Source organism: Pseudomonas sp. MWU13-2862 (assembly GCF_023242495.1).
GTDB lineage: Bacteria > Pseudomonadota > Gammaproteobacteria > Pseudomonadales > Pseudomonadaceae > Aquipseudomonas > Aquipseudomonas gingeri_D.
This window is the reverse complement of sequence record NZ_JALMEZ010000011.1, coordinates 168,221-193,013: the sequence shown is the minus strand read 5'-3', so window position 1 is coordinate 193,013 and position 24,793 is coordinate 168,221. Positions and strand designations below refer to the sequence as shown.

20 protein-coding genes and 2 pseudogenes are annotated in these 24,793 nt (G+C 64.6%); 11 read left to right on the top strand and 11 right to left on the bottom strand.

Going from position 1 to position 24,793, the window contains the following annotated elements:
• Nucleotides 1-15: 15 nt before the first annotated feature.
• From M5C56_RS20470 to M5C56_RS20460, 3 genes and pseudogenes are all read right to left on the bottom strand, one after another.
• Nucleotides 16-915 (bottom strand): LysR family transcriptional regulator, encoded by a 900-nt coding sequence (locus M5C56_RS20470; RefSeq protein WP_103499599.1) that lies wholly within the window; start codon nt 913-915, stop codon nt 16-18.
• 76 nt (nt 916-991) lie between these two features.
• A pseudogene (locus M5C56_RS20465) lies at nt 992-1,633 on the bottom strand (thioredoxin family protein); the annotation flags it as partial.
• A gap of 3 nt (nt 1,634-1,636) precedes the next feature.
• Entirely contained in the window at nt 1,637-2,068 is a 432-nt protein-coding gene (locus M5C56_RS20460; protein ID WP_103499601.1) for an organic hydroperoxide resistance protein, read from the bottom strand.
• Between the two features lie 314 nt (nt 2,069-2,382).
• Here M5C56_RS20460 and M5C56_RS20455 point away from each other — a divergent pair, with 314 nt between their 5' ends.
• Nucleotides 2,383-3,783: a VOC family protein gene (locus tag M5C56_RS20455; RefSeq protein WP_103499602.1), complete on the top strand. Its 1,401-nt coding sequence runs from the start codon at nt 2,383-2,385 to the stop codon at nt 3,781-3,783.
• Between the two features lie 49 nt (nt 3,784-3,832).
• Here the strand turns inward: M5C56_RS20455 and M5C56_RS20450 are convergent, their stop codons facing one another.
• Nucleotides 3,833-4,705, bottom strand: coding sequence for a LysR family transcriptional regulator (locus tag M5C56_RS20450; protein WP_103499603.1), 873 nt, complete (start codon nt 4,703-4,705; stop codon nt 3,833-3,835).
• A gap of 94 nt (nt 4,706-4,799) precedes the next feature.
• On the opposite strand from M5C56_RS20450, the gene M5C56_RS20445 reads away from it, so the two are divergent.
• On the top strand, nt 4,800-5,786 hold the full coding sequence (locus M5C56_RS20445) for a threonine/serine dehydratase (protein WP_103499604.1): 987 nt from the start codon (nt 4,800-4,802) through the stop codon (nt 5,784-5,786).
• Between the two features lie 34 nt (nt 5,787-5,820).
• Here the strand turns inward: M5C56_RS20445 and M5C56_RS20440 are convergent, their stop codons facing one another.
• On the bottom strand, nt 5,821-7,140 hold the full coding sequence (locus M5C56_RS20440; RefSeq protein ID WP_103499605.1) for a sigma 54-interacting transcriptional regulator: 1,320 nt from the start codon (nt 7,138-7,140) through the stop codon (nt 5,821-5,823).
• 368 nt (nt 7,141-7,508) lie between these two features.
• Here M5C56_RS20440 and M5C56_RS20435 point away from each other — a divergent pair, with 368 nt between their 5' ends.
• From M5C56_RS20435 to M5C56_RS20425, 3 genes are read left to right on the top strand one after another with little or no spacing between them, the layout of a single operon-like run.
• Complete coding sequence (locus M5C56_RS20435) at nt 7,509-8,393, top strand: MBL fold metallo-hydrolase (RefSeq protein ID WP_103498099.1); 885 nt, start codon at nt 7,509-7,511, stop codon at nt 8,391-8,393.
• A gap of 16 nt (nt 8,394-8,409) precedes the next feature.
• Nucleotides 8,410-9,669 (top strand): FAD/NAD(P)-binding oxidoreductase, encoded by a 1,260-nt coding sequence (locus tag M5C56_RS20430; RefSeq protein WP_103498098.1) that lies wholly within the window; start codon nt 8,410-8,412, stop codon nt 9,667-9,669.
• Entirely contained in the window at nt 9,666-10,490 is an 825-nt protein-coding gene (locus M5C56_RS20425; protein WP_103498100.1) for a sulfite exporter TauE/SafE family protein, read from the top strand. The genes M5C56_RS20430 and M5C56_RS20425 overlap by 4 nt, the downstream gene beginning before the upstream one ends.
• Nucleotides 10,491-10,539: 49 nt before the next feature.
• Here the strand turns inward: M5C56_RS20425 and M5C56_RS20420 are convergent, their stop codons facing one another.
• Nucleotides 10,540-11,982 carry a mechanosensitive ion channel domain-containing protein gene (locus tag M5C56_RS20420; RefSeq protein WP_103498097.1) on the bottom strand — a complete coding sequence of 481 codons (1,443 nt, stop codon included), beginning with the start codon at nt 11,980-11,982 and terminating at the stop codon, nt 10,540-10,542.
• 123 nt (nt 11,983-12,105) lie between these two features.
• Nucleotides 12,106-12,973 (bottom strand): annotated as a pseudogene (locus M5C56_RS20415) (pirin family protein).
• A 195-nt stretch (nt 12,974-13,168) separates the two neighbouring features.
• On the opposite strand from M5C56_RS20415, the gene M5C56_RS20410 reads away from it, so the two are divergent.
• From M5C56_RS20410 to dkgB, 3 genes are all read left to right on the top strand, one after another.
• Nucleotides 13,169-13,708, top strand: coding sequence for a PaaI family thioesterase (locus tag M5C56_RS20410; RefSeq protein WP_103498096.1), 540 nt, complete (start codon nt 13,169-13,171; stop codon nt 13,706-13,708).
• Nucleotides 13,709-13,749: 41 nt separating this feature from the next.
• Nucleotides 13,750-14,886, top strand: a complete 1,137-nt coding sequence (locus M5C56_RS20405) for a thiolase family protein (protein ID WP_103498095.1) — start codon at nt 13,750-13,752, stop codon at nt 14,884-14,886.
• A gap of 121 nt (nt 14,887-15,007) precedes the next feature.
• Nucleotides 15,008-15,811: a 2,5-didehydrogluconate reductase DkgB gene (gene dkgB, locus M5C56_RS20400; RefSeq protein WP_103498094.1), complete on the top strand. Its 804-nt coding sequence runs from the start codon at nt 15,008-15,010 to the stop codon at nt 15,809-15,811.
• Between the two features lie 162 nt (nt 15,812-15,973).
• Here the strand turns inward: dkgB and M5C56_RS20395 are convergent, their stop codons facing one another.
• The 3 genes from M5C56_RS20395 to M5C56_RS20385 form a co-directional block, all read right to left on the bottom strand.
• Nucleotides 15,974-16,597 (bottom strand): response regulator transcription factor, encoded by a 624-nt coding sequence (locus tag M5C56_RS20395; protein ID WP_103498093.1) that lies wholly within the window; start codon nt 16,595-16,597, stop codon nt 15,974-15,976.
• A gap of 311 nt (nt 16,598-16,908) precedes the next feature.
• Nucleotides 16,909-17,625 (bottom strand): MgtC/SapB family protein, encoded by a 717-nt coding sequence (locus M5C56_RS20390; RefSeq protein WP_103498092.1) that lies wholly within the window; start codon nt 17,623-17,625, stop codon nt 16,909-16,911.
• 76 nt (nt 17,626-17,701) lie between these two features.
• Nucleotides 17,702-18,181 carry a sigma-70 family RNA polymerase sigma factor gene (locus M5C56_RS20385; RefSeq protein WP_218171371.1) on the bottom strand — a complete coding sequence of 160 codons (480 nt, stop codon included), beginning with the start codon at nt 18,179-18,181 and terminating at the stop codon, nt 17,702-17,704.
• Between the two features lie 310 nt (nt 18,182-18,491).
• On the opposite strand from M5C56_RS20385, the gene M5C56_RS20380 reads away from it, so the two are divergent.
• The 3 genes from M5C56_RS20380 to M5C56_RS20370 are packed head-to-tail and all read left to right on the top strand — an operon-like array spanning nt 18,492 to nt 23,050.
• Nucleotides 18,492-19,664: an efflux RND transporter periplasmic adaptor subunit gene (locus M5C56_RS20380; RefSeq protein ID WP_103498090.1), complete on the top strand. Its 1,173-nt coding sequence runs from the start codon at nt 18,492-18,494 to the stop codon at nt 19,662-19,664.
• Nucleotides 19,665-21,638, top strand: coding sequence for a MacB family efflux pump subunit (locus M5C56_RS20375; protein WP_103498089.1), 1,974 nt, complete (start codon nt 19,665-19,667; stop codon nt 21,636-21,638).
• Nucleotides 21,639-21,646: 8 nt separating this feature from the next.
• Entirely contained in the window at nt 21,647-23,050 is a 1,404-nt protein-coding gene (locus M5C56_RS20370; RefSeq protein WP_103498088.1) for an efflux transporter outer membrane subunit, read from the top strand.
• Between the two features lie 30 nt (nt 23,051-23,080).
• On the opposite strand, the gene M5C56_RS20365 is transcribed toward M5C56_RS20370, so the two are convergent.
• Complete coding sequence (locus M5C56_RS20365; RefSeq protein ID WP_103498087.1) at nt 23,081-24,700, bottom strand: PvdJ/PvdD/PvdP-like protein; 1,620 nt, start codon at nt 24,698-24,700, stop codon at nt 23,081-23,083.
• Nucleotides 24,701-24,793: the final 93 nt, after the last annotated feature.

The following is a 24,793-nucleotide window of genomic DNA, read 5'->3' as shown; positions in this document are numbered from 1 at the left end:
GCACGGCATGACACCTCAGAGCGCAAAGCTGTCGATAATTGCCTGTTTGACCAGCAGCACGGCGCCATCCGTCTGCGCATGGGTGCGCCAGCCAAGCTCGATGGGATAGTGCGGCAGGTCGATCGGACAGGGGAGCATCTGGATATCGCATAACCCGGCGATCGCCCGGGCGGCATGGGTGGGCAAGGTCGCCACCGCCGACGAGCCCTTCAACAGGAAGGGCAATGCCGCGAAATGCGTGGTGGCGGTGACGACCTTGCGGCTCAGGCCGCGAGCCGCCAGCCCCTCGTCGACGATGCCGATAAAGCCCCCCGAGGAAATCAGGATATGCTCGCGGGCCACATAGTCCTGCAGATCGAGGGCTGTCCTGTCGCCCAGGCTGGCGCGATCCACCAGGCAGGCATAACCGCCCTCCCCGAGCAACTGCCGACCCAGCAGCCGATTGGGGATGCCGCCGGCGGTAATGGTCAGATCGAACTGGCGCTCCATCAGGGCATCGACCGCGATCTGGCTGTGGGTCTGGCGAAAGATCAGCCGCAGGTTTTTCGCCCGTTGCGCCACGGTTTCAATCAGTTGGCGACCGAGGGCGATTTCAAAGTCGTCGGACAGGCCGATGGTCACCGAACGCCCTTCATAACCGGCCAGGGACGGCTGAACCAGGGAAAAACTCTGGCGACATTTGTTCAAGGCGTCGGAGATCACCGGCTTGAGCTGGTTGGCGATCAGGGTCGGCGACAGGCCTCGGCCGGTGCGGACAAAGAGTTGATCGCCGTACATCGCGCGCAGGCGATTCAAGGCGGCGCTGACCGCCGACTGGGTCAGCCCGAGCTGCAACGCCGCGCGACTGGCGCTGCCCTCGTCATGCAGGGCCTCGAAGACCTTGAGCAGGTTGAGATCGGTATTGTTGATATTCATCCGGCTTGTACTGCTTGCAAATAAGGCAGCCAGATTAATACATCATCCCCAAGGCGTCGCGACCTGCCTCAGCCGCTCAACCCGGGTTGCCGGCCGGCTCAGTCCCCTTCGCCTCCTCCAGCAAGGCCCGGATCACCCTTTCCTGCTCGGCATAAGCGCCTTCGCCAAAATGGCTGTAGCGCACCTGGCCCTTGGCGTCGATCAGATAATGCGCCGGCCAGAACTGATTATCGAAGGCGTGCCAGATCCTGTAGTCGCTGTCGACAGCCACCGGGTAGCCGATGCCGAGCCGCCTGACCTCCCGGCGGACATTGGCCGGGATTTTTTCCTCGGCATATTCAGGGGTGTGCACCCCGATCACCACCAGCCCGTCCCGGGCATACTTTTTCGCCCATTGATTCACATAAGGCATCGTGTGCAGGCAGTTGATGCACTCGTAGGTCCAGAAGTCCACCAGCACCACCTTGCCGCGCAGTGACTCGCGGCTCAGGGGCTCGGAATTGAGCCATTCGACCGCCCCGGCGAGGGAAGGCATCGGGCGTTCGCTGGCGGATTGCGCGCTGACCCTGGCGACGATGTAGTCGGTCACCGCCGAGACCGTTCGCAGAACTCCTTGCTGGATCTGGCCGCCTGCCGGGGAAGTGCTGCTGCCCCCCCCGGCCATCAGCACCGCCGCCAATACGGCGGTACCACCCGCCACGCGTCGCCACCCGGCCATCCGTCAATCCTCGACGATCAGCGTGACATCGACATTGCCGCGAATGGCCCGTGAGTACGGGCACGTCTGGTGGGCGCGATCCACCAGGCTTTGTACCTGCTCGCGGGAGAAGCCCGGGATGGCGATACGCAACTCGGCCTCAAGGCCATAGTGGCCGGCGGCGTCCTTGCCCAGGCCGACCTTGCTGGTGACCCGGGTGGTGGCCGGCAAGACCACTTTGTCCTGGGCCGCCGCCAGCTTCATGGCCCCCAGGAAGCAGGCCGAGTGGCCGGCGGCGAACAGTTGCTCGGGATTGGTCCCGGGGCCGCCGGCACCACCCAACTCGCGGGGCGTGGACAACGGCAGATCCAGCGCGCCATCGGTAGAGAGGGCGCGACCTTCACGGCCACCGGTCACGGAAGTCTGGCCGGCATAAAGAACGGTTTCGAGGGACATGCTGTACTCCTGGGGGTTGAGGGAATCGACTGGACGTAGTTGAACGCCAGCCTGTATCGCCTCTGTGTCCCGATTGCCCTCAACGTTAACCCAGTGTTTCCAGGGGCAGCCCAGACACAGTGCGATACAAACCGCCCGAGCATGGGTCGTCGCGCCGGCGGATATTGCCCGGACTCCCCCCACCGCCCCTGGGGTGCACCCAGGTCAGTCCTTTTTGGAATGATCCCTGGACCTTAATTCGTTTGAACCCGCCCCCCACCACCCGCAGAATTCAGCGCAAGTCCAGTCATCCCGATTTTGCGGAGTACCACCCCATGAGCACCGCTGTCTTCGCCCACCCCGACGAGATCCGCGCGCAGTTTTCCCGTGCCATGTCGCAGATGTACAAGACCGAAGTGCCGCTCTACGGCGCGCTGATGGAGTTGGTCGCGCAGGTCAACGAACAGGTGCTGGGCAACAATGCCCAGGTTGCCGAAAGCCTGCGCCAGACCGGCGAGATCCGTCGCCTGGACATGGAACGCCACGGCGCCATTCGCGTCGGCACGGCGGCGGAACTGGCGACCCTGGCCCGACTGTTCGCGGTGATGGGCATGGAACCGGTGGGTTATTACGACCTGACTCCGGCCGGCGTGCCGGTGCATTCGACCGCCTTTCGCGCGGTGCATGAAACGGCCTTGCAGGTCAGCCCGTTCCGCGTCTTCACTTCGCTGCTGCGCCTGGAACTGATCGAGGAAGACGGGCTGCGGGAATTCGCCGAATGGATCCTCAGCCGGCGGAATATCTTCACCCCGCGCACCATCGAACTGATCGAAAAGGCCGAGATGAATGGCGGCCTCGATTCCGCCGATGCCGCCGAGTTCGTCCAGCAGGCACTGGAAACCTTCCGTTGGCACAACAGCGCCACGGTGTCCCTGGACGAGTACAAAAAGCTCAATGCCCAGCATCGGCTGATCGCCGATGTGGTGGCGTTCAGGGGGCCGCATATCAACCACCTGACCCCGCGCACCCTGGACATCGACGCGGTGCAAGCCGCCATGCCGGGCAAGGGCATCACCCCCAAGGCGGTGATCGAAGGCCCGCCCCGCCGTGAGTGCGCGATCCTGTTGCGCCAGACCAGCTTCAAGGCGCTGGAGGAAGCCATCACCTTTATCGGCCAGGACGCCAGCGAAACCGGCAGCCACTCGGCCCGTTTCGGCGAAATCGAACAACGCGGCGCGGCACTGACACCCAAGGGCCGCCTGCTCTACGACCGCTTGCTGAACGCCGCGCGGGAGGAACTCGGTGACTTCCCCAACGAGGCCAATGCCGCGCGTTATGACCAGATCATGGCGAACACCTTCAAGGCCTTCCCCGACAACTACAGCGAGATGCGCAAGCAGGGGTTGGCGTACTTCCGCTACTTCCCCACTGAGAAAGGCATTGCGGCACGTAGCAGCGAATTGCCGCTGCGGGAGCTGGAAGCCTTGATCGAAGCCGGCCAGGTGAGTTTCGAGCCGTTGGTGTATGAGGACTTTTTGCCGGTCAGCGCGGCCGGGATCTTCCAGTCGAACCTGGGGGATGACGCCCAGGCGCATTACACCGGCAGTTCCAACCGCGAGCAGTTCCACCAGGCGCTGGGGCGTGAAACCATCGATGAGTTGCAGCTGTATGCCGCGACGCAGCGGCGTTCGTTACTGGCCTGTTCGACTCGGCTGAATATTGCGCCGCTGGTCTGATACGTGAGGGTAAAGGCGGCATAAGAGTGTTGCGCTCCGGCCTGGCAGGTTATATCGCCTGCTCGGCCATCAACTCATTCAACGCCACCACCAACGGTGCCCGCACCGACGCCCGTTGCCAGATAATCCCCAGGGTCCGAAACAACCTCGGACCCGGCACTTCCCAACGGCGCACGCCCTGCACCTCGTGATTGGCTTCCGGCCGATCCGGCACCAACGCCACCCCCAGCCCCTCGGCGACGAACTTGACGATGATGTCGATGCCATCCAGTTCGAACTGGGACTTGGGCTTGAGGCCATGCCCCTGCAGATAAGCCTCCACCAGCTTGCCGCCGACCACCTTGCGGCTGAAGCGGATAAACGGCTCTTCAACAAGGGTCGCCAGTACATCCTCCACCTGCATCGCCGTCGGCGTGATCAGCACCAGCGGTTCTTCCACCAGCGCAACCCACTCGCAGCTCTTGGGCAAGGCGAACAACGGATGCACGATCAACGCCGCATCCAGGTCGCCGCTCACCACCTGCTCCATCAACTCCTGGGAATTACCGGGCTCGATATAGATCTCGATCTCGGGATAACGTCGACGCCATTCATGCAGCGACGGCGGCAGCAGTTGCATCAAGGCATATTGGGTCGCCCCCAGCCGCAGGGGCCCGACCGGCAGCACACCGCTGGAAGCACTGGCCCGCAGGTCGCGGGCTTCGCGGACAATCAGCCGCGCCCGCTCGATAATCCGATGGGCCGCCGCGGTCGGCTTCACGGTATGCCCGCTGCGTCTGAGCAAGGCATTGTCGAGCTGTTTTTCCAGGGCCTTGATCTGCTGGGCCACGGTGGTCGGCGCCAGGTCCAGTTGACGCGCCGCCGCGGCAATGGAACCGCAGTCGATCACCGCCAGGAAAGTTTCGAGAAATAGAGTGTCCATCCACGGATTTTACGTTGTTCAACCCCGTGAACAAGCGCTTTTCAAGGGCCGCGGAAAACCGCAGATTAGGCCTTTGCCCACCCAGGAGCGCGACATGACCTCACAGCCCATTCAACTGGCCGATATCGAACAGGCCGCCCTGCGTATCCAGGGGCACGCCGTGGAAACGCCATTGCTGGAATTCCACAGCCTGAATGAACACTGCCAGGGCCGGGTGCTGGTCAAGCCGGAAGTGCTGCAACGAACCGGCTCGTTCAAGTTCCGTGGTGCCTACAACACCCTGGCCAGCCTCAGTCCCGAAGAACGCGCCCGTGGCGTGCTGGCCTTCTCCTCCGGCAACCATGCCCAGGGCGTGGCTTGCGCGGCCAGGCTGTTGGGCATCCAGGCGACGATCCTGATGCCCAGGGATGCACCCGCCTTGAAGATCCGCCGCACCCGCGAATATGGTGCCCAGGTGGTGCTGTTCGACCGCGAGACCGAAGACCGCGAGGCCATCGCCGCGACACTGACCGCCGAAAGCGGCGCGGTGCTGGTCAAGCCCTACGATGACCCACGGGTCATGGCCGGCCAGGGCACCCTGGGACTGGAGATCGCCCGCCAGGCCCGGGCGCTGGGCCTGCGTCCCGACGTGGCCCTGGTGCCCTGCGGCGGCGGGGGCCTGATTGCCGGGGTCAGCGTGGCCCTGCACAGTCAGTTTCCCGAGGTCGCGGTGTATGCGGTGGAACCGGAGGGCTTCGATGACACCGGGCGCTCCCTGGTCGCGGGCAGCCGGCAAAGTATCCCGCCGGGCGGCCATTCGATCTGCGATGCGATCCTGACCGCGGCACCGGGCGAGTTGACCTTCGAGATCAATCGCCGGCTGCTGCGCGGCGCATTGACGGTCACCGACGCCGAGGTCCGCTTCGCCCTGAGATGGGCGTTCGAGAATCTCAAGCTGGTGGTCGAACCGGGCGGCGTGGTCGGCCTGGCGGCGTTGCTGGCCGGGCGCATCGTGCTGGAAGGTCGCTGCGCGGTGGTGGTGTTGTCAGGGGGCAATGCCGACCCGGCGCTCTTCGCCAATGCATTGCTGACGAACGATTGAACGACGTCGGTGCAGGAGTGACGGCTTCCGCACCTCAGGCCTTCCCTTCCAGCGCCTGCAAGCGCCGATACAAGGTGCGTTCGCTCATCCCCAGGGTTTTCGCCAGTTCGCTGCGCGAGCCATCGAACATCGCCAGGGCGTGGGCCAATTGCTCCAACTCGTTGCGCCCACGCCGTCGCTGGGGTGCCGCCGACGCGGTTTCACGCCTCAGTTCGGCGGGCAGATCGGCCAGCCGGATCACCCCATCGTCGGTAAACAGCCGGGCCCGCTCCAGCACATTGCGCAGTTCGCGGATATTGCCCGGCCAGTCATGCAGCCCCAGGGCCTTCATCGCCGGCGGGTCGATACGCGGCACCGCCGTCGGCGCCAGGCGTTGCAACAGGCTGTCGATCAGCAACGGCAGGTCGTCGCCGCGCTCGCGCAGGGCCGGCAGGCGAATCGGAAAGGCGCTGATGCGGTAGAACAGATCCTGGCGAAAACTCCCGGCCGCGACCATGTCCTTGAGCGGCTTGTGGGTCGCGCAGACCAGGCGGAAGTCCGAGTGCACGGTACGCAGGCTGCCCACCGGGCGAAAGCTGCCGGACTCGATCAGGCGCAGCAACTTGACCTGCATCGCCAACGGCACCTCGCCGATCTCGTCGAGAAACAGCGTGCCGCCATGAGCCGCCTCGGCCAGGCCGATCTTGCGCTGCACGGCGCCGGTGAAGGCGCCCTTTTCGTAACCGAAGAGCTCGCTCTCCAACAGGGTTTCGGTCAGGCCGGTGCAATCGACCACCACCAGCGGCCCGCCGGCCCGTGGACTGCCCTCGTGGAGGGCGCGGGCAAAGAGTTCCTTGCCGGTACCGGACTCGCCTTGCAGCAACACCGGAATCGGCGACGGCGCCGCCCGTTGCAAGGCACTCAAGGCCTCCTTGAACGGTGCCGAGCGACCCACCAGGCCCTGATGCTGCGGCTGGGCCGAGGCCACGGTGACGGTGTTCAAGCGTTCGACATAACCCACCACTTCGCCCTGCGCGTCCAGCAACGGCCGCAGTTCCACGTCGACATGCTCGGGGCCACGGGGCGTGTGGTGAATATGCAGGACCCGCTCGGGCAAGCGGCTTTCATGGGCCTTGCGCATGGGGCAATGCTCGCCGGCCTGGTCGCAGGGCACCGCGAACTGATGGGAGACCCGAAAGCATTTCGCGCCGACATGGGGACGGCCCTCTACCCCGAACTGACGCTGGTAGGCGGTGTTGGCGGCGACGATGTTGTAGTCGGTGTCGAGGACGATGGTCGGCTGGAGGTCGTGTTCCAGATAGGACACCAGGGCCCGCATATCGGCTCGGGCAAGATCGGTGGCAAGGATGGTCATGGCAACTCCCGGGTGGAGGCAGGAGCTTAATCCATGCCAATGCTTTCTGCCATTAGCTGCCATCGACTGCCAGAATGACTGCCAATTTATCTGCCAAATGCTTCTAAATCAGAAAACGTCGGCGAATAGGTTGATATAAATCAGCAAACACAGCAGAAAATAAAAAACTCAGCTTGGCATGCTTATTGAACTCTTTGTCAGACAGGACCGGGACATTGAACACACCGCCTAACCTGTAGGAGCAGGGCTTGTCGGATCGCCGCACCGCCGCGAAGGGGCCCCTGAGAACGCTAAAAGCTTCGCGGGCAAGCCCTGCTCCTACAGGACCGTGTGAACCCCATCCCCGCCGATGACACCAGGAGTACGCAATGACCTTTGGCGACAAGCTAGCCGTAGAAGCCTTTTTCGATCCCGATACCTGGACCATCAGCTACCTGGTGCTGGACACCAGTACCCGCTGCTGCGCACTGATCGACAGCGTGCTCGACTACGACCCCAAGTCCGGGCGCACCCGCACCGCATCAGCCGATCGCCTGGTCGCCAGGATCCACGAACTGGACGCCCGGGTGGAATGGATCCTGGAAACCCACGTCCACGCCGACCACCTCTCGGCGGCGGCCTACCTGAAGGAACAACTCGGCGCCAAGGTCGCCATCGGCAGCCATATCACCGTGGTCCAGCAGGTATTCGGCGAGCTCTTCAATGCCGGCAGCGACTTCCAGCGCGACGGCAGCCAGTTCGATGTGCTGCTGGGGGACAATGCCGAATTCAGCATCGGCACCCTGAAGGCCCGCGCCCTGCACACGCCAGGACATACCCCGGCCTGCATGAGCTACCTGATCGAGTCCGGCGACGAACGGGTCGCCTTTGTCGGCGACACCCTGTTCATGCCCGACTACGGCACCGCCCGCTGCGACTTCCCCGGCGCCGACGCACGCACCCTCTATCGCTCGATCCGCCAACTGCTGGCGCTGCCACCCCAGACCCGGCTGTTCATGTGCCACGACTACCTGCCGGGCGGTCGCGAGCTGCGCTACATGACCACCGTCGCCGAACAGCGCGCGGACAATATCCATATCCATGAGGGCATCGACGAAGACAGTTTCGTCAGCATGCGCGAGGCCCGCGACGCCACCCTCGATATGCCGGTGCTGATGCTGCCGGCGGTGCAGGTCAACATGCGCAGCGGCCACCTGCCCGAGCCGGAAGCCAACGGCGTGCGCTACCTGAAGATCCCGCTCAATGCCCTCTGAACCAGGACCCGACACCATGTCTTCGACTGCCGTTTCCCATCACCAGATCCTGATCGTCGGCGCCGGCGCGGCCGGTATCGCCGTGGCCGCCAGCCTGCTGGCCAGGGCGCCGGACCTGGATATCGCGATCATCGACCCGGCCGACACCCATTATTACCAACCCGGCTGGACCCTGGTCGGCGCCGGGGTGTTTCGTCCCGAGTCGACCGCCCGGCCCATGGCGTCACTGATTCCCCGTGGCGTGCGCTGGATCAAGGCGGCGGTCAGCGCCTTCGGCCCCCACGGCCACGAAGTGGTGCTCACCGACCAGAGCCGGGTCGGCTACGAACAGTTGATCGTCTGCCCCGGCCTGAAACTCGACTGGACGGCCATCGACGGGCTCGAAGAGACTCTCGGGCGCAATGGCGTGACCTCCAACTATCGCTACGACCTCGCGCCCTACACCTGGAAACTGGTGCAGGAGCTCAAGGAGGGCGAGGCCCTGTTCAGCCAGCCACCAATGCCGATCAAATGTGCCGGTGCGCCGCAGAAAGCCCTGTATCTGTCCTGCGATCACTGGCTCGGGAGCGGACGCCAGGAGCGGATCAACGCGCGTTTCTTCAACGCCGGCGCCGTGCTGTTCGGCGTGCCCGACTATGTCCCCGCGCTGATGGAATACATCGACAAGTACGCGATCGACCTGCAATTCGGCCATAGCCTGGTGGCGGTCAACGGCCCGGCGAAACAGGCGACCTTCGCCCGCACCCTGGCCGATGGCACCCGGGAAACCCTGGTCCGCTCGTTCGATATGCTGCATGTGGTGCCGCCGCAGGTGGCCCCGGACTTTATCCGTTCAAGCCCTTTGGCCGACGCGGCCGGCTGGGTCGATGTCGATCCGGCCACCCTGCAACACCGTCAGTTTTCCAATATCCACGGCCTGGGCGACGTGACCAACACCAGCAATGCCAAGACCGCCGCCGCCGCGCGCAAGCAGGCGCCGGTGGTGGCTAACAACGTGCTGGTGGCCCTCGGCCGCCTGCCCCGGCAGGCCAGCTACGACGGTTATGGCTCGTGCCCGCTGACGGTGGAGCGCGGCAAGATCGTTCTCGCCGAATTCACCTATGGCGGCAAGCTGGCGCCGACCTTCGCCCCCTGGTTGCTGGACGGGCGCAGGCCGACGCGGCTGGCCTGGTGGCTGAAGGAGCGGATCCTGCCGCCACTGTACTGGCGCGGCATGCTCAAGGGCCGTGAATGGCTGGCGCGGCCGACATTGACGGCGGCCAAAACCCAACCATGAACGAACATCTTTTTCTGGGGGCGGGACTGGGTACGCTGATCGGCGCGATCCTGGCCCTGACCGGGGCCGGCGGCGGCATTCTCGCGGTACCGCTGCTGGTGTTCGGGCTGGGTTTGTCGATGGTCGAAGCAGCGCCCATCGGCTTGCTCGCGGTGGGTCTGGCGGCGGGTGTCGGGGCCTTGCTCGGCTTGCGCCAGGGGATTGTCCGCTATCGGGCAGCGGCCTATATCGCCGGGGTCGGCGTGCTGCTGACGCCCCTGGGGTTATGGCTGGCCCATCATCTGCCCAACGAGCCGCTGGCCCTGGGGTTTGCCGCGGTGATGGTCTATGCCTGCGGCCGGATCTTCCTCAAGGCCCGCAAGGAATTGCAACACGGCCGTCCGGCGCCGCGACCGGGCTTTCAGCCCTGTGTGCTGAATCCGTTGCAAGGCCGGTTGCGCTGGACCCTGCCCTGCGCCCGCGCGCTGACCGTGACCGGCATGCTCTCGGGATTGTTGTCGGGGCTGCTCGGGGTCGGTGGCGGTTTTGTCATCATCCCGGCGCTGACGCGTTACACCAACCTGGACAGCAAGAGCATCGTTGCCACGTCCCTGGCGGTGATTGCTCTGGTGTCGTTGGGTAGTGTGGTCACGGCCACATTGTCCGGGGCCATGCACTGGTCAGTCGGTGGGCCGTTTGCGGTGGGGGCGGTGGTCGGGTTGGTGCTGGGGCGCCAGGTTGCCGGGCATCTGGCCGGGCCCCGATTGCAGCAACTGTTCGCGCTGGTCGGGGTGATGGCGGCGGTGTTGCTGGCAGTGGGGGCGCTGGGGTTCTCGTTCTAAACCATAGGCTTTTGGCGATCTCAAGGACCTCTTCGCGACTGATCCCCCCTCAAGTCCGACTGCGCAACCACTGCATAAACCCGCGCTTCTCCACCGGTTTGGGCACTTCGCGAGTGAAGTTCTGCACCGCGCTCAAGCGCCGGTCGAGCAGGCTTTTCATGGCCTCGCCGATATCGTGCCGGGCTTCCAGGCACGGCTTGAGGTACTCGTTTTCAATGCGATACAGCACGCAGTCGGTCTTGGCGGTGAAGTCCGCCACCACCGCCATGTCGGCCAGCACCCCGGCCTCGCCGATCACCTCGCCCGGCCCCATGCGCCCGGCCTCCATCGGCACGCCGCCGCGCAACAGCGTCACCGAGACCACACCGGACTCGATGATGAACAAGTGATCGCTGACCTCGCCGCGGGCCATGATCTCGCTGCCGGCACGGAACATCTGCGCCTGCATGTTCTCGCTGAACGTATCCTTCTCCTCCGAACGCAAGGTGGAGAAAATCGAAGAGCTTTCCAACAACCTTCGCGCACGCGATAAATTCACCGGCGCGGCAGTCTCCCCGCTCGACAGCAGGCTCACCCCCGAAGCGCGCAAATGGCGGAACGCCAGGTCGTAGAGCTGATTGCGCACTTCGCGCTTCTCACCCATGGACACCACAAAACCGTTGATTTCGTATTCAGCGCCCTCGGCACTGGAGCTTTTCAGCGTCACGCAAGGCGCCGGGGTCGGCAGCAAGGCGCGGCAGCCGAGCATGGCCCGCTCCAGGGCATCGATCACCACCTGGGGCCGGGAATGCGGGCTGACCTGGACACTGATGGACAGGCCATGCATATCGCTGGGCCGGCTGAAGTTGACGATCTTGGCCTTGGCCGCGAGGGAGTTGGGCACCACCGCCATGCTGCCCTGGGAGGTCTGCAGGCGCGTGGCGCGCCAGTCGATATCGACGACCCGGCCTTCGGTACCGTCGATGGCCACCCAGTCGTCGACCTGATAAGGCTTGGTGGCATTCAGCACGATCCCGGAGAACACATCGCTGAGGGTGCTCTGCAAGGCCAGGCCGACAATGATCGCCAGGGCCCCGGACGTCGCCAGCACGCCCTTGACCGGCAGGTCGAGCACATAGGCCGCCGCCGCGACAATGGCGATCAGGAAGATGATCGCCCCGAGCACATCCTGCACCAGCCGTCCGGCATGCCCGACCCGCTGCATCATCACCGTGCCGAGCAGCACCGTCAGGGTCCGTGCGCCGAACAGCCACCAGCCGATCTGCAAGCCGGTGGCCGCCAGGTGCCGGGGGATGTCATCCGGCCAGGGCGGGGTCTGCAAGGGGTTCATGCCTTCGTTGAACAGCAGCAGGCTGAACAGCGAGAACACCGTCAGGCGCACCGCCAGTTTCCAGGTATCGCTCTTGCTGCCCATCAGGTGCCACAACAGCAGATCGATCACGATCAGCAGAAAAGCGCAGGACAGGGGATGTTCAGACAACAGGTCAAGCATCGAGCCACTCCATGAAAAGAAACCGTCGGCGACGCGAAGATCGCACAGAACGGCTTCATGGAGTTATAGCTTTATATTCGAAGTGGTGGGCGGCCCTCGGGGAAGGAGGACCGCCTGGCGGCGTCAGTCGTGCATCTGCCCGAAGCGCCCGGCCTGGAAGTCGGCAAAGGCCTGGTGGATCTCGGCTTCGCTGTTCATCACGAAGGGGCCGTGGCCGACAATCGGCTCGTCGATCGGCTCGCCGCTGAGCAGCAGCACCACGGCATCGCTGTCGGCGTGCAGCGACACGTCGCGACCGGCCCGCTCGAAGACGACCAACTGCCCCGGTTGCGCCAGTTGCTCGCCATTGACCCGCACACCACCGCGCAGGACCACCAGCACCGTGCTGCGGCCTTCATGCAGGTCCAGCGCCAGGGTTTTCCCGCTGGCCAGACGGATATCCCAGACATCCATCGGTGTGAAGGTCCGCGCTGGCCCCTGCCGGCCGTCGAACTCACCGGCGATCAGGCGCAGGCTGCCGGCCTGGTCCTTGAGGGGAATCCTGGGAATATCGTTGTCGAGAATGCCCTGGTAACCGGCCGGTGCCGACTTGTCCCGGGCCGGCAGGTTGACCCACAACTGGACCATTTCCAGGCGGCCACCGCGTTTGGCGAAGGCTTCGGAATGGAACTCCTCGTGGATGATCCCCGCGGCGGCGGTCATCCATTGCACGTCGCCCGGGCCGATCACGCCGCCGGCACCGGTGGAATCGCGGTGCTCCACTTCACCGTCATAGACGATGGTCACGGTTTCAAAGCCGCGATGGGGATGCTGGCCGACGCCACGGCGCTGGGTGGTGGGAGTGAAATCAGCAGGTCCAGCGTGGTCCAGCATCAGGAACGGGCTGATGTGCTGGCCCAGGTTGTCATAGGAAAACAGCGTGCGCACCGGAAAGCCATCGCCGACCCAATGGCCCCCTGGGGCTGGTGTAGAGACCAAGAATCTTTTTCATGGGTACCTCCATCAATATGGGGCACAGCTTAGATTCAACTGATTTTTGGCGCTAGACGGTAAAAATCAGCTTCATCGTTCCACTACTGGAACGACCACCCACAGAGCCCAGGATGCTGGATTAATTTATATTTCAGACATAATATGAAGAGAAATATTACGAACATAATTTTTTATATCAAGAAAGGAGCCGTCCATGCAGACCCCGAACCGCGACGTCACGCTCGCCCAATGGATCGCCGAGGAACAGGCCATGCGCGAGCGCCTGCAAGGCCCCGGCAGCCTGACCCTGGCCGAAGTCAGCCAGCTGACGCCGGCCGAGTTCTTCAACGGCATCGGCAACGGCGAACTGCCCTCGCCGCCGATCGGCAGCTTGCTGGACTTTATCCCCATCGAATGGGCCGAGGGCCACTTCGTGTTCCAGGGCACCCCGGACTCCCGCCATTACAACCCGCTGGGCAGCGTCCATGGCGGCTACGCGGCGACCCTGCTCGACTCGTGCATGGGTTGCGCCATCCACACCCGCCTGCAAAAGGGCCAGGGCTATACCACCCTGGACCTGCGCATCAGCTACGTGCGGGCCTTGACCGACAGCAGCGGGCCGATCCGCGCCGAGGGCAAGATCGTCCACCTCGGCCGCTCCACCGCCCTGGCCGAAGGGCGGATCTATGACGTCGACGGCCGGCTTTATGCCACCGGGTCGACCACCTGCATGATTCTCCAACCGCGCGGCTGAGCAACCGCCACGCCCCTTGCGCCCTACCCAGGAGTTTCGCCATGACCTCCATCGTGATCGCCGGTTACGCCCGTTCCCCCTTTCATTTCGCGAAAAAAGGCGCGCTGATCGATATTCGCCCGGACGACCTCGCCGCCCAGGTGCTGCGCGGCCTGGTGGACAAGCTCAGCCTCGACCCCGCCGAACTCGAGGACCTGGTCATGGGCTGTGCCTACCCGGAAGCCGAGCAAGGCATGAATATCGCCCGTATCGCCAGCTTCCGCGCCGGTTTCCCCGACAGCCTCGGCGGCGCGACGATCAACCGTTTCTGCGGCTCGTCCATGAGTGCCGTGCACTATGCCGCCGGGCAGATCCTGCTGGGGGCCGGCGATGCCTTCCTCTGCGCCGGGGTGGAATCCATGACCCGCGTGCCCATGGGCGGTTTCAATATCTCGCCGAACCCGACGCTGATGCGCGATCACCCCGAGGTGTATATGCCCATGGGCTACACCGCCGAAGAAGTCGCGCGGCGCTACGACATCGGTCGGGCCGAGCAGGAAAGCCTGGCCGTCGAGTCCCACGCCAAGGCCGCCCGGGCTCGCGAACTGGGCCGCCTGGAGGACGAAATCATCGCTATCCAGACCGCGAACGGCTGGGTCAAGGAAGATGGCTGCATTCGTCCCGGCACCAGCCTGGAGGGTTTGGGAGGGTTGAAACCGGCGTTCGACGGTAGCGTCACCGCTGGCACCGCCTCGCCCTTGACCGATGGCAGCGCCGCCGTGCTGGTGTGCAGCGAAACTTTCGCCCGCGAGCGCGGCTTGTCGATCCTGGCGCGGATCAAGGCGGTCGCGGTGGCCGGCTGCGCCCCGGAGATCATGGGCATGGGTCCGGTCCATGCGACCCGCAAGGTGCTGCAACGCGCCGGCTTGCGGATCGGCGATATCGACCTGGTGGAAATCAACGAAGCCTTTGCCAGCCAGTCCCTGGCCTGCCTGCGGGAACTCGACCTGGATCGCGGCCGGATCAACCTGGACGGCGGCGCCCTGGCCATCGGTCATCCCCTGGGAGCCACCGGCGCGCGCATCACCGGCAAGGCCGCCGCCCTGCTGCAACGCACCGGCGGGCACTACGCCATTGCCACGCAGTGCATCGCTGGCGGCCAGGGCATCGCGACGCTGCTGGAGGCCGTCGAGGACTGACCTGACACTCCGCAGATTCGTGCGCACGGGTAAAGAGTCCTTTTCCCAACCCCTACTTTTTCTCAAAGATCGGGGTGGGGATACTCCTGCTCATTCCCACTGTCACTTCAGGAGTCCCCCCATGTCTGTTCCCGCCTTCGGCCTTGGTACCTTCCGCCTGCAAGGCCAGGTTGTCATCGACTCGGTCAGCACCGGCCTCGAGCTGGGCTACCGGGTCATCGATACCGCGCAGATCTACGAAAACGAGGCCGAGGTCGGCCAGGCCATTGCCGCCAACGGCATCCCCCGTGACGAACTGTTCATCACCAGCAAGATCTGGATCGCCAACCTCGGCAAGGACGCCTTGATCCCCAGCCTCAAGGAAAGCCTGCGCAAACTGCAGACCGACTACCTGGACCTGACCCTGATCCACTGGCCATCGCCAGAAGCCCAGGTGCAGGTCGCCGAATTCATGGGCGCGTTGCTGGAGGCCAAGAAACTGGGCCTGACCCGGCAGATCGGGGTGTCCAACTTCACCGTCGAGCTGATGCAGCAGGCGATTGCCGCCGTCGGTGCCGATCAGATCGCCACCAACCAGATCGAACTGCACCCCTACCTGCAGAACCGCAAGGTGGTGGCAGCGGCCCAGGACCAGGGCATCCAGATCACCTCCTACATGACCCTGGCCTACGGGGAAGTGCTGAAGGACCCGGTCATCCGCCAGATCGCCGAGCGGCACCAGGCGACTCCGGCACAGGTGACCCTGGCCTGGGCCATGCAGTTGGGTTATGCGGTGATTCCGTCGTCGACCAAGCGCGAGAACCTGGCGAGCAACCTCAAGGCCCGAGACCTGCGTTTGAATGACGAAGAAATGGCGAAGATCGCCGGCCTCGAACGCGCCCATCGCCTGACCAGCCCGGCGGGTCTGGCGCCGAAGTGGGATTGAGGCCTTCCCCGCTGACTGCGAACACCTGAAAACACCGCAAACCTGTAGGAGCCTGGCTTGCCCGCGAAGCTTTCAGCGTCCTTGAGGCCCTCTTCGCTGGCAAGCCAGGCTCCTACAGGTCGGTGGTGTTTTCAGAAATGCATTCCGACCGGAATGGAAACCTCAGATCAACTGGTTGCGCTTGGCAAACTCCGCCAGCGCCACTACCGACTTGAGGTTGAGCTTTTCGATCAGGCGGGTCTTGTAGGTACTGACCGTCTTGTCGCTGAGCAGCATCAGTTCGCTGATGTCCTTGTTCTTCATCCCCCGGGCGAGGTAGCGCAGGATGCTCAGTTCGCGGTTGCTCAGGCTGTCGATCAGCACCGGTTCCGACACGCTGGCGCCCTGGCCTTGAACATGCCCTTCCAGGCGCGGAAAGAAGCTCTTGTTGAGCATCACCGCCTGGATCGCCAGGCGCAGCTCGATCAACTCGGCGGTCTTGGAGATATAACCCATGGCGCCGGCGCGCATGCAGCGCTCGGAGTAGAACTCCGGCGCCTGTTCGGTAAGTACCACCAGCTTGCTCGGCAGGTGCAGGTCGGTGAGTCGCTTGATCGCTTCCAGGCCATCGAGCCGGGGGATATTGAGGTCCATGACAATCAGGTCCGGCGCCAGCTCCCGCGCCAACTGCACCGCATCGACGCCGTTATCGGCCTCGGCGACGACCTTGAACCCCTCCTTTTCCAACAAGACCTTGATGGCCATGCGAATGAACGGGTGATCGTCAACTATCAGGGCTGTGCGCATTACAAATCCTCAAGAAGTACGCCAGCCACTGCTTGAGACGGGAACGTGCTTGCATCGAAAAAAGACAGGGAAATAGCGAAATACAGTATAGGAAAATTCTCAATTCCTGCTGTGGCTGGGCAGTGGGCGTGGGGCCATTCCGGCCTGTGGCTGTCAGGCTCAAGCCGTGATGGCTGAACAAGGTCGGCCACTTTAGCGAGAGGCCTCGGGAGCATCTGTAGGGAAAATCCCAAGATCCCCGTCACTTCCAGGAAGCTTGCACGGATCCGGCAATAGGGGGCACCGACTGGACGGCGCCCGCGAAGGGCAGGTCAGTCGGTGGTACTCGGGCTCCAGAATGCCTGCTGCACCATGCTTGAGGTCGACAGCCGCGCCACCAGCGCATCGAGTTCGTCGCCGTCCACCGAGGTGATTGCCAGGGTCGCCTCGATTTCCACTTCCTCGTCGCCGAAGGGTCGCACCTCGACATCGCTGGCCGGGTAGTTGCTGCGCTCCAGTTCCTTTTCGAGCAACGACAGCACGGTCTTCTGCTGGGCCCGTCGGACAATCAGGTAGAGGAGATAGGTGACCTCCGCCGAGACCACGTCCAGGGGCTGGCGGTTGATGTAGTTGACGATCGGCCGCAGCAAGGTGTTCGCCGCAAGGACGAACAGGGTTCCCAGCAGGGCTTCGAGGATCAGGTCGGCACCGGCGCAGGCACCGACCGCCGCCGAGGCCCAGAGGGTCGCGGCGGTGTTCAGGCCACGGACATTGCCCTCCTCGCGCATGATCACGCCGGCGCCGAGAAAACCGATGCCGGAGACCACATAGGCAACCACCCGCACCGCCCCTTCGGAGCCGCCCAGGCGGTTGGCCATATCAACGAAAATCGCCGCCCCCACCGCCACCAGGACGTTGGTGCGCAGGCCGGCGGTGCGCTGGCGGTACTGGCGTTCAAAACCGATCAGGCCGCCAAGGATAAAGGCGGCGCTGAGGCTGACGAAGGTGTCGATCAGGGAATCGAGGTTGATGTTGTTCAGGGCTTGCATGGAAGCTCTCGTGTCTGCACGCGGTGACGCAGACATAGCACATTCACATGAACAGAATGATGGCAGCGCACAGGGCTCAGCTCGCCTCCCACTGACGCAAGCGCACGCGGCAGTGCTTCATGGCATTGACGATGTGTTTTTCCACCAGGCTGCGGGAAATCCCCAGGCGCTCGGCGATCTCCGGGTGGGACAGGCCTTCGATCTTGCGCAGCGTGAAGCTGTCGCGGCACGGCCCGGGCAGCTCCGCCAGGGCCCGTTGCAACATGTCCAGGCGTAGCCCATGGTCCAGGGAGATTTGCGGCGACGGGCTGAAAAACCGCTCGTCGTTGTCGAGCACGTCCAGGGATTCGTTCTGGCGTACGGTATTGCGCCGGTGCTCATCGATCAGCAGATTCATCGCCGTGCGATAGAGGAACGCCCGCGGCTGCCCTATCGGGGTCTCGCTCGAACGCTCGAGCACCCGCAGGTAGGCATCGTGCACAACGTCTTCGGCCGCCTGGCGATTACCCAGCCGGGCATTGAGGAAACACACCAGCTCGCGGTAGTAGCTTTCCAACCTGACTCCTGTCCGCACACCCGGCGGGACTGTCCTTGAGCATGATCGGCAGCGTCCGGCTCGGGACCTCATGACAATGGCTGTTTGAAGCAGGCGTAATTTATAATAATTCTCATATAGATTCCAATCTTCCATTACCCACCCGGCGCAAATACCTCGAAAAGTCCACGGGCCGGACTTAAATTCGCGCGCCGACCTCTCGTCTATCTTGCAGCTCCCGTGTTTGTCGCCCGGCGACAACGAGTGCCGCGGTGCCCCCGTGTGCCCGCCGCGTCGTCACGGACCGACTTTCCATCGGCTGGAACCCTGCATGAACCGTCCCCGACGCACCCGCCGCGCCCTGCTTGTCACGCTTTGCCTGATCCCCGTCGTCGCCCTGGCCGCCTGGCAGATCCTGCCACCGGGACGTGATCGCTTCACCACCGTCACGGTCACCCGTGGCGATATCGAAAGCAGCGTCACCGCCCTCGGCACCCTGCATCCACGTCGCTACGTCGACGTCGGGGCCCAGGCCTCCGGACAGATCCACAAGATCCGTGTCGAAATCGGCGATCAGGTCAAGGAAGGCCAGTTGCTGGTGGAGATCGACCCGTCGACCCAGCAGGCCAAGCTCGATGCCGGTCGCTATTCGATTGAAAACCTCAAGGCCCAGTTGCAGGAACAACGTGCCCTGCATGACCTGGCACGGCAGAAGTACCAGCGCCAGCAACAGCTCAGCGCCGGCGGGGCCACCCGCAGCGAGGATGTGCAGGCGGCAGAAGCCGAGCTGCGCACCACCCAGGCGCGCATCGACATGTTCCGCGCGCAGATTCTCCAGGCCCAGGCCAGCCTGCGCAGCGACGAGGCGGAGCTGGGTTACACGCGGATCTATGCGCCCATGAGCGGCACCGTGGTCGCCCTCGATGCCCGCGAAGGCCAGACCCTCAACGCCCAGCAACAGACACCGCTGATCCTGCGCATCGCCCGGTTGTCACCGATGACGGTCTGGGCGGAAGTCTCGGAGGCCGATATCGGCCACGTCAAAGCGGGCATGCACGCCTATTTCACCACCTTGAGTGGCGGCAGCCGACGCTGGACCAGCACAGTCCGACAGATCCTCCCGGTACCGCCCAAGCCCCTCGAAGCCGGCAGCCAGAGCAGCAGCAGTTCCAGCAGCAGTAACAAAAGCGGCAGCTCGCGGGTGGTGCTTTACACCGTACTGCTGGATGTCGACAACGCCGACCAGGCGCTGATGGCGGACATGACCACCCAGGTGTTTTTCGTCGCCGACCAGGCGCAAAACGTCCTCACCGCGCCGATCGCCGCCCTGCAAGGTGACTCGCGGGCGCCGCTGCAGACGGCCCGGGTGGTCAGTAGCAACGGCGAGATCCAGACGCGCCAGGTGCGTACCGGCATGAGTGACCGGCTACGGATGCAGATCCTCGACGGGCTGGCCGAGGGCGACCATCTGTTGATCGGCCCCGCGACCGGCAGTGGAGGCTGAATGCAAACGCCACTGATCGACCTGCAGGACATCCGCAAGGCCTATGGCGGCGGCGACAGTCCCGAGGTGCAGGTGCTGCGCGGCATCGACCTGAGGATCCATGCCGGCGAGTTCGTCGCCATCGTCGGCGCCTCCGGCTCGGGCAAATCGACCCTGATGAATATCCTCGGCTGCCTCGACCGGCCGACCTCCGGGCGCTACCTGTTCGCCGGTGAAAACGTCGCCGAACTCGACAGCGATGCCCTCGCCTGGCTACGCCGCGAGGCCTTCGGTTTCGTGTTCCAGGGCTACCACCTGATTCCTTCCGGCTCGGCCCGGGAGAACGTCGAGATGCCGGCGATCTATGCTGGCACCCCGGCCGCCGAGCGCCAGGCCCGCGCCGCCGCCCTGCTCGAGCGCCTGGGCCTGGCCAGCCGTGGCGGAAACCGCCCGCACCAGTTGTCCGGCGGCCAGCAACAGCGGGTATCGATTGCCCGGGCCCTGATGAACGGCGGCCATATCATTCTCGCCGACGAACCCACCGGCGCCCTCGACAGCCACAGCGGCGCCGAAGTCATGGCGCTGCTCGACGAACTGGCCAGCCAGGGCCATGTGATCATCCTTATTACCCACGACCGTGAAGTCGCCGCCCGGGCCAAACGGATCATCGAGATCCGCGACGGACTGATCGTCAGCGACAGTACCCGCGACAACCCCGAGCTGCAGCGCGGCAACGACCCCGTCGCCCTGCAGGCGATCGACCTGAGCCAGCGCCTGAGTGACGGCAGCGCCTATCGTGGCGCCTGGAAAAGCGAGCTGGTGGACGCCGTGCAAGCGGCCTGGCGGGTGATGTGGATCAACCGCTTTCGCACCGCCCTGACCCTGCTCGGCATCGTCATCGGGGTCGCCTCGGTGGTGGTGATGCTCGCGGTCGGCGAAGGCAGCAAGCGCCAGGTGATCGCGCAGATGGGCGCGTTCGGCTCGAACATTATCTACCTGAGTGGCGCGCCGGCCGCGCCACGGGCCCCGCTGGGGATCATCAGCCTGGACGACGTGGCGGCGCTGGCGGAACTGCCCCAGGTGAAAATGATCATGCCGGTCAACGGCGCCGACGCCGTGGTGCGCTTCGGCAACCTCGACCACACCGCCTATGTCGGCGGCAATGACACCCAGTTCCCGGCGATCTTCAACTGGCCGGTGGTCGAGGGCAGTTACTTCACCCAGGCCGATGCCGATGCCGGAGCCGCCGTGGCGGTGATCGGCCACAAGGTCCGCGACAAACTGCTCAAGGAGGTGGCCGACCCCATCGGCCAGTACATCCTCATCGAAAACGTGCCGTTCCAGGTGGTCGGCGTGCTCCAGGAAAAAGGCGCCACCTCCGGCGAAACCGACAGCGACGATCGCGTGGCGATCCCCTACTCGGCCGCCAGTGTCCGGCTGTTCGGCACCCACAATCCGGAATACGTGGCCATCGCCACCCGCGACGGACGCAATGTCCGCGACGCCGAGAAGGCCATCGACCAGGTGATGCTGCGCATGCACGACGGCCGCCGGGACTTTCGCCTGACCAACAACGCCGCGATGATCCAGGCCGAGGCCCGCACCCAGAACACCCTGTCGCTGATGCTTGGCTCGATTGCCGCCATCTCCCTGCTGGTGGGCGGTATCGGGGTGATGAACATCATGCTCATGACCGTGCGCGAACGCACCCGGGAAATCGGCATCCGCATGGCCACCGGTGCCCGCCAGCGCGACATCCTGCGCCAGTTTCTCACCGAAGCGGTGATGCTTTCGGTGGTCGGCGGCCTGACCGGCGTGGCCCTCGCCCTGGCGGTCGGTGGCGTCCTGCTGCTGGCCAAGGTCGCCGTGGCGTTTTCCCTGGGCGCCGTGATCGGCGCCTTTGCCTGCGCCCTGGTCACCGGCGTCCTCTTCGGCTTTATGCCGGCCCGCAAAGCTGCCCGGCTCGACCCGGTCACAGCGCTTACCAGTGAATGATCGAACCCATGAAACCGCGCTTTTCCCTGTTGACCATTTGCCTGCTGCTCAATGCCTGCGGCGGGCCCGCACCGCGTCCGGACGACGACACGCCGTCACCGCCCCATTGGCAGTTCGAAACACGACACAGCGCCCGGCAGACCAGCACCCTCTGGTGGCAAAGGTTCGGCAGTCCGGAGCTGGGCCGGTTGATCGAGCAGGCCCGCGTCGACAGCCATGACCTCGCCGCCGCCCTCGCCCGGGTGCGCCAGGCCCAGGCCACGGCGGTGATCGCCGGCGCGCCGTTGCTGCCGCAAGTGACCCTGGGCCTGAATGGCAGCCGCAGCCAGTTGCTGAACAACCGGGACAATGCCGACAGTGACAACAGCAGCAAAAGTTATGGCGCCAACCTCAGTGCCAGCTACGAGGTGGACTTCTGGGGGGGTGTCGCCGCGGCCCGCGACAGCGCCGTGCAGAGCCTGCGGGCCAGCGAATATGACCGGGCGACGGTGGAACTGACGCTGCTCGGCGGTGTTGCCGACCAGTATGCCCGCACCCTGTCCGCTCGCGAGCAGGAGGCTATCGCCGGGTTGAACCTGAGCAATGCCCGACGGGTGCTGGAACTGGTCCGGACCCGCTACGACTCGGGCTCGGCCACGGCGCTGGAACTGGCCCAGCAAAAAAGCCTGGTGGCCAGCCAGGAACGACAATTACCGCTGGTGCGCCAGCAGGCCGGGGAGTCGCTGATTACCCTCGCGGCATTGCTGGGCCAGCCGGTCCAGAGCTTGCGGATCGGTGCCCAGCCATTCAGCAGCCTGAGCTGGCCGTCGATTGATGCCGGCGTACCGAGCGAACTGCTGCGCCGACGTCCGGATATTGCCCGGGCCGAAGCGCAACTGGCGGCGGCGCAGGCGGATGTCGCGGTGGCGCGGGCCGCCTTGTTGCCGAAGCTGACCCTGGGTGCCGGCCTGGGCTCGGAAGCCACCCAGGCCGCCGATGCCTTGCGCACGCCCTTCTACACCCTGAGCGCCGGCCTGCTCGCGCCGGTCTTCAACAACGGCCGCCTGCGGGCCGAACGCGACCGGGCCACAGCGCGCCAGGAAGAGTTGCTGGAAAGCTACCGGGGCGCGATCGTCAACGGTTTCGCCGATGTCGAAAAAGCCCTGAACAGTATCAGCGGCCTTGATCAACAACGACGCTGGCAGGACGAAGAACTGAAGCAGGCGCAACGGGCCTTCGAGATTGCCCAGAGCCGTTATCAGGCCGGGGCAGAGGATTTGCTCACGGTACTGGAAACCCAGCGCACGTTGTATGCGGCCCAGGACCAGAATGTACAGCTGCGCCTGTCGCGGGTGCAGGCCAGTATTGCGTTGTACAAAGCACTTGGTGGCGGCTGGCAGACACAAGAAGGGCGTTCGGCCAAGGAAATTTGAAGCCGAGCGCGTTCCTGTGGCGAGCGAGTATCAGAGCAACCGATCCTTGATCGACAGGTGCCGCGCATACCAAGGCCGCCGCGGTACCCGACGCAACAACCCGGCCAGGTCCTTCTCCGGCGTAAAGGTAATCCGCAAGGCCAGCTTCATGGTCTCCGGGTCCATCTCCACCGTCTTGCCCATGCTCAATCCCGGCGTGGTGCTGCAACCATGGGTGGTCGGCCCGAGCCAGGGATCGTCCACTTCCACCCAGCGCCCCGGGGCGAACCAGGGCACGCCATTGACCTCCTGGCGCGTGACCTCCCCCGGATGAAAACGCTCGTGCGCCCGGAACCAATCCTCCAGCCGATCATCGATCCAACCATGGAACATCCAGAACACCGGGTTCACATGGGAGGAAAACGGATCGCCGAGAAAGTCGTTCTGCGGCGCATACCAGCGCGGGGCAAAGTCGGTGAACTCCCGGGCCATGGGCACCGGCGCGCCATTGGACGGATCGCGCGCCACCGAAGCCCAGCGCATATGCAGCCAGTCATGCAGCCCCAGCTCGACCTCGGAACCGAACTGGCCCAGGGTCAAGCGGGACAGATAACGCGGATCGCTGTAGCGCGACTCCCAGGCCTGGAAGTTGCCGTGCCAGGTCTCGGCACTCTTGATATCGCCGACCCACTGGCTGTACTCGTCGTCACCGTCGGCCAGCCAGGTCGGCGGCACGGCGCAGCCATCGTGGTTATCGAAATAACGGGCAAAGCCCTGGCGATCGCGCTCCAGCTCCGGCTGGGGCAGCGGAAACGCGCGCCATGACGGCAAGGCCTGGAACGAGCGGGCCATGCGCAACATATGCCGGTGCATAAAGAAAAAGTCGATGCCCGAACCGTTGCGATCCTTGCGCTTGCCCCGGGCGTCGCGCTCCTTGTCCCGGGGACCGGGCTGCCAGCCGATCCCGCGCAAGCCATTGCGCTTGTCTTCAGGGAGGCTGTGCCACTTGTCCCGGGAAGCATGCCAGAGCTGGTGGAACAAGCGGTGCTCGGGGGACACCAGCCAGGCCAGCAGGGGCGCGCCCAGGCCGATACGTTCGCGGGCTTCGGGAAACACCTGCTTGACCGCGACAAAGCGGTTGTCCAGTTGCGGCAAGGCCAGCGGCCGGTCCAGGCGCTCGACATGACCGCTCAAGGTGCCACTGCCAGCGTTGCCGAACGTGGCCCAGACTTCATCCAAAACCAGGCTGAATTCATACAGCGGCCTCTCGGCGTCCCCCAGGCTCAGGCGCCAGAACAGCCGCGAGCCGTCGCTCTCGGCAAGGTCACCGACCAGCCGCCAGCGGGGTTGACCGTCAGCCCGCAACGCCTGGGCGGTGTCAATGAAACCGCGCAAGCCGCGACCACGCGGGGCGATATCGAGGAACAGTTCCAGGCCTTCGAGGGGCAGGCCATCCAGGCCCGCGTCACGTCCGGTGAAATGCAGGCTCCAGACCCCGCGCAGATTGTTGGCCAAGCGCCGGCCGGCCATGTCGAGCAGATCGACCGTGGCCTCGCCCGGCGTGACGGGCTCCCTGTCCCGGGTCAGTTCGCGGTGCGCGTAATAAGCCGCGGGAACAACTACGCCCGTGAGCGCCAGGCCCGCCATGAAGCCTCGTCGAGAAATCGTCATCGCCCTACCTGTGTCAGCCCTGAAGCAGGCTTTATCCAAGCTAGAACGTTGCACTGCGTAGGAAATTTAGCCGGGCGCGGCGCCTAAATCAGA

Excerpts from the sequence above, each read along its gene's own strand:
- M5C56_RS20460 (WP_103499601.1), bottom strand. The coding sequence starts at position 2,068 with ATGTCCCTCGAAACCGTTCTTTATGCCGGCCAGACTTCCGTGACCGGT.
- M5C56_RS20405 (WP_103498095.1), top strand. The coding sequence starts at position 13,750 with ATGACCTCCATCGTGATCGCCGGTTACGCCCGTTCCCCCTTTCATTTC.
- M5C56_RS20455 (WP_103499602.1), top strand. The coding sequence starts at position 2,383 with ATGAGCACCGCTGTCTTCGCCCACCCCGACGAGATCCGCGCGCAGTTT.
- M5C56_RS20365 (WP_103498087.1), bottom strand. The coding sequence starts at position 24,700 with ATGACGATTTCTCGACGAGGCTTCATGGCGGGCCTGGCGCTCACGGGC.
- M5C56_RS20440 (WP_103499605.1), bottom strand. The coding sequence starts at position 7,140 with ATGACCATCCTTGCCACCGATCTTGCCCGAGCCGATATGCGGGCCCTG.
- M5C56_RS20375 (WP_103498089.1), top strand. The coding sequence starts at position 19,665 with ATGCAAACGCCACTGATCGACCTGCAGGACATCCGCAAGGCCTATGGC.
- M5C56_RS20370 (WP_103498088.1), top strand. The coding sequence starts at position 21,647 with ATGAAACCGCGCTTTTCCCTGTTGACCATTTGCCTGCTGCTCAATGCC.
- M5C56_RS20390 (WP_103498092.1), bottom strand. The coding sequence starts at position 17,625 with ATGCAAGCCCTGAACAACATCAACCTCGATTCCCTGATCGACACCTTC.
- M5C56_RS20395 (WP_103498093.1), bottom strand. The coding sequence starts at position 16,597 with ATGCGCACAGCCCTGATAGTTGACGATCACCCGTTCATTCGCATGGCC.
- M5C56_RS20470 (WP_103499599.1), bottom strand. The coding sequence starts at position 915 with ATGAATATCAACAATACCGATCTCAACCTGCTCAAGGTCTTCGAGGCC.
- dkgB (WP_103498094.1), top strand. The coding sequence starts at position 15,008 with ATGTCTGTTCCCGCCTTCGGCCTTGGTACCTTCCGCCTGCAAGGCCAG.
- M5C56_RS20425 (WP_103498100.1), top strand. The coding sequence starts at position 9,666 with ATGAACGAACATCTTTTTCTGGGGGCGGGACTGGGTACGCTGATCGGC.
- M5C56_RS20380 (WP_103498090.1), top strand. The coding sequence starts at position 18,492 with ATGAACCGTCCCCGACGCACCCGCCGCGCCCTGCTTGTCACGCTTTGC.
- M5C56_RS20445 (WP_103499604.1), top strand. The coding sequence starts at position 4,800 with ATGACCTCACAGCCCATTCAACTGGCCGATATCGAACAGGCCGCCCTG.
- M5C56_RS20435 (WP_103498099.1), top strand. The coding sequence starts at position 7,509 with ATGACCTTTGGCGACAAGCTAGCCGTAGAAGCCTTTTTCGATCCCGAT.
- M5C56_RS20450 (WP_103499603.1), bottom strand. The coding sequence starts at position 4,705 with ATGGACACTCTATTTCTCGAAACTTTCCTGGCGGTGATCGACTGCGGT.
- M5C56_RS20420 (WP_103498097.1), bottom strand. The coding sequence starts at position 11,982 with ATGCTTGACCTGTTGTCTGAACATCCCCTGTCCTGCGCTTTTCTGCTG.
- M5C56_RS20410 (WP_103498096.1), top strand. The coding sequence starts at position 13,169 with ATGCAGACCCCGAACCGCGACGTCACGCTCGCCCAATGGATCGCCGAG.
- M5C56_RS20430 (WP_103498098.1), top strand. The coding sequence starts at position 8,410 with ATGTCTTCGACTGCCGTTTCCCATCACCAGATCCTGATCGTCGGCGCC.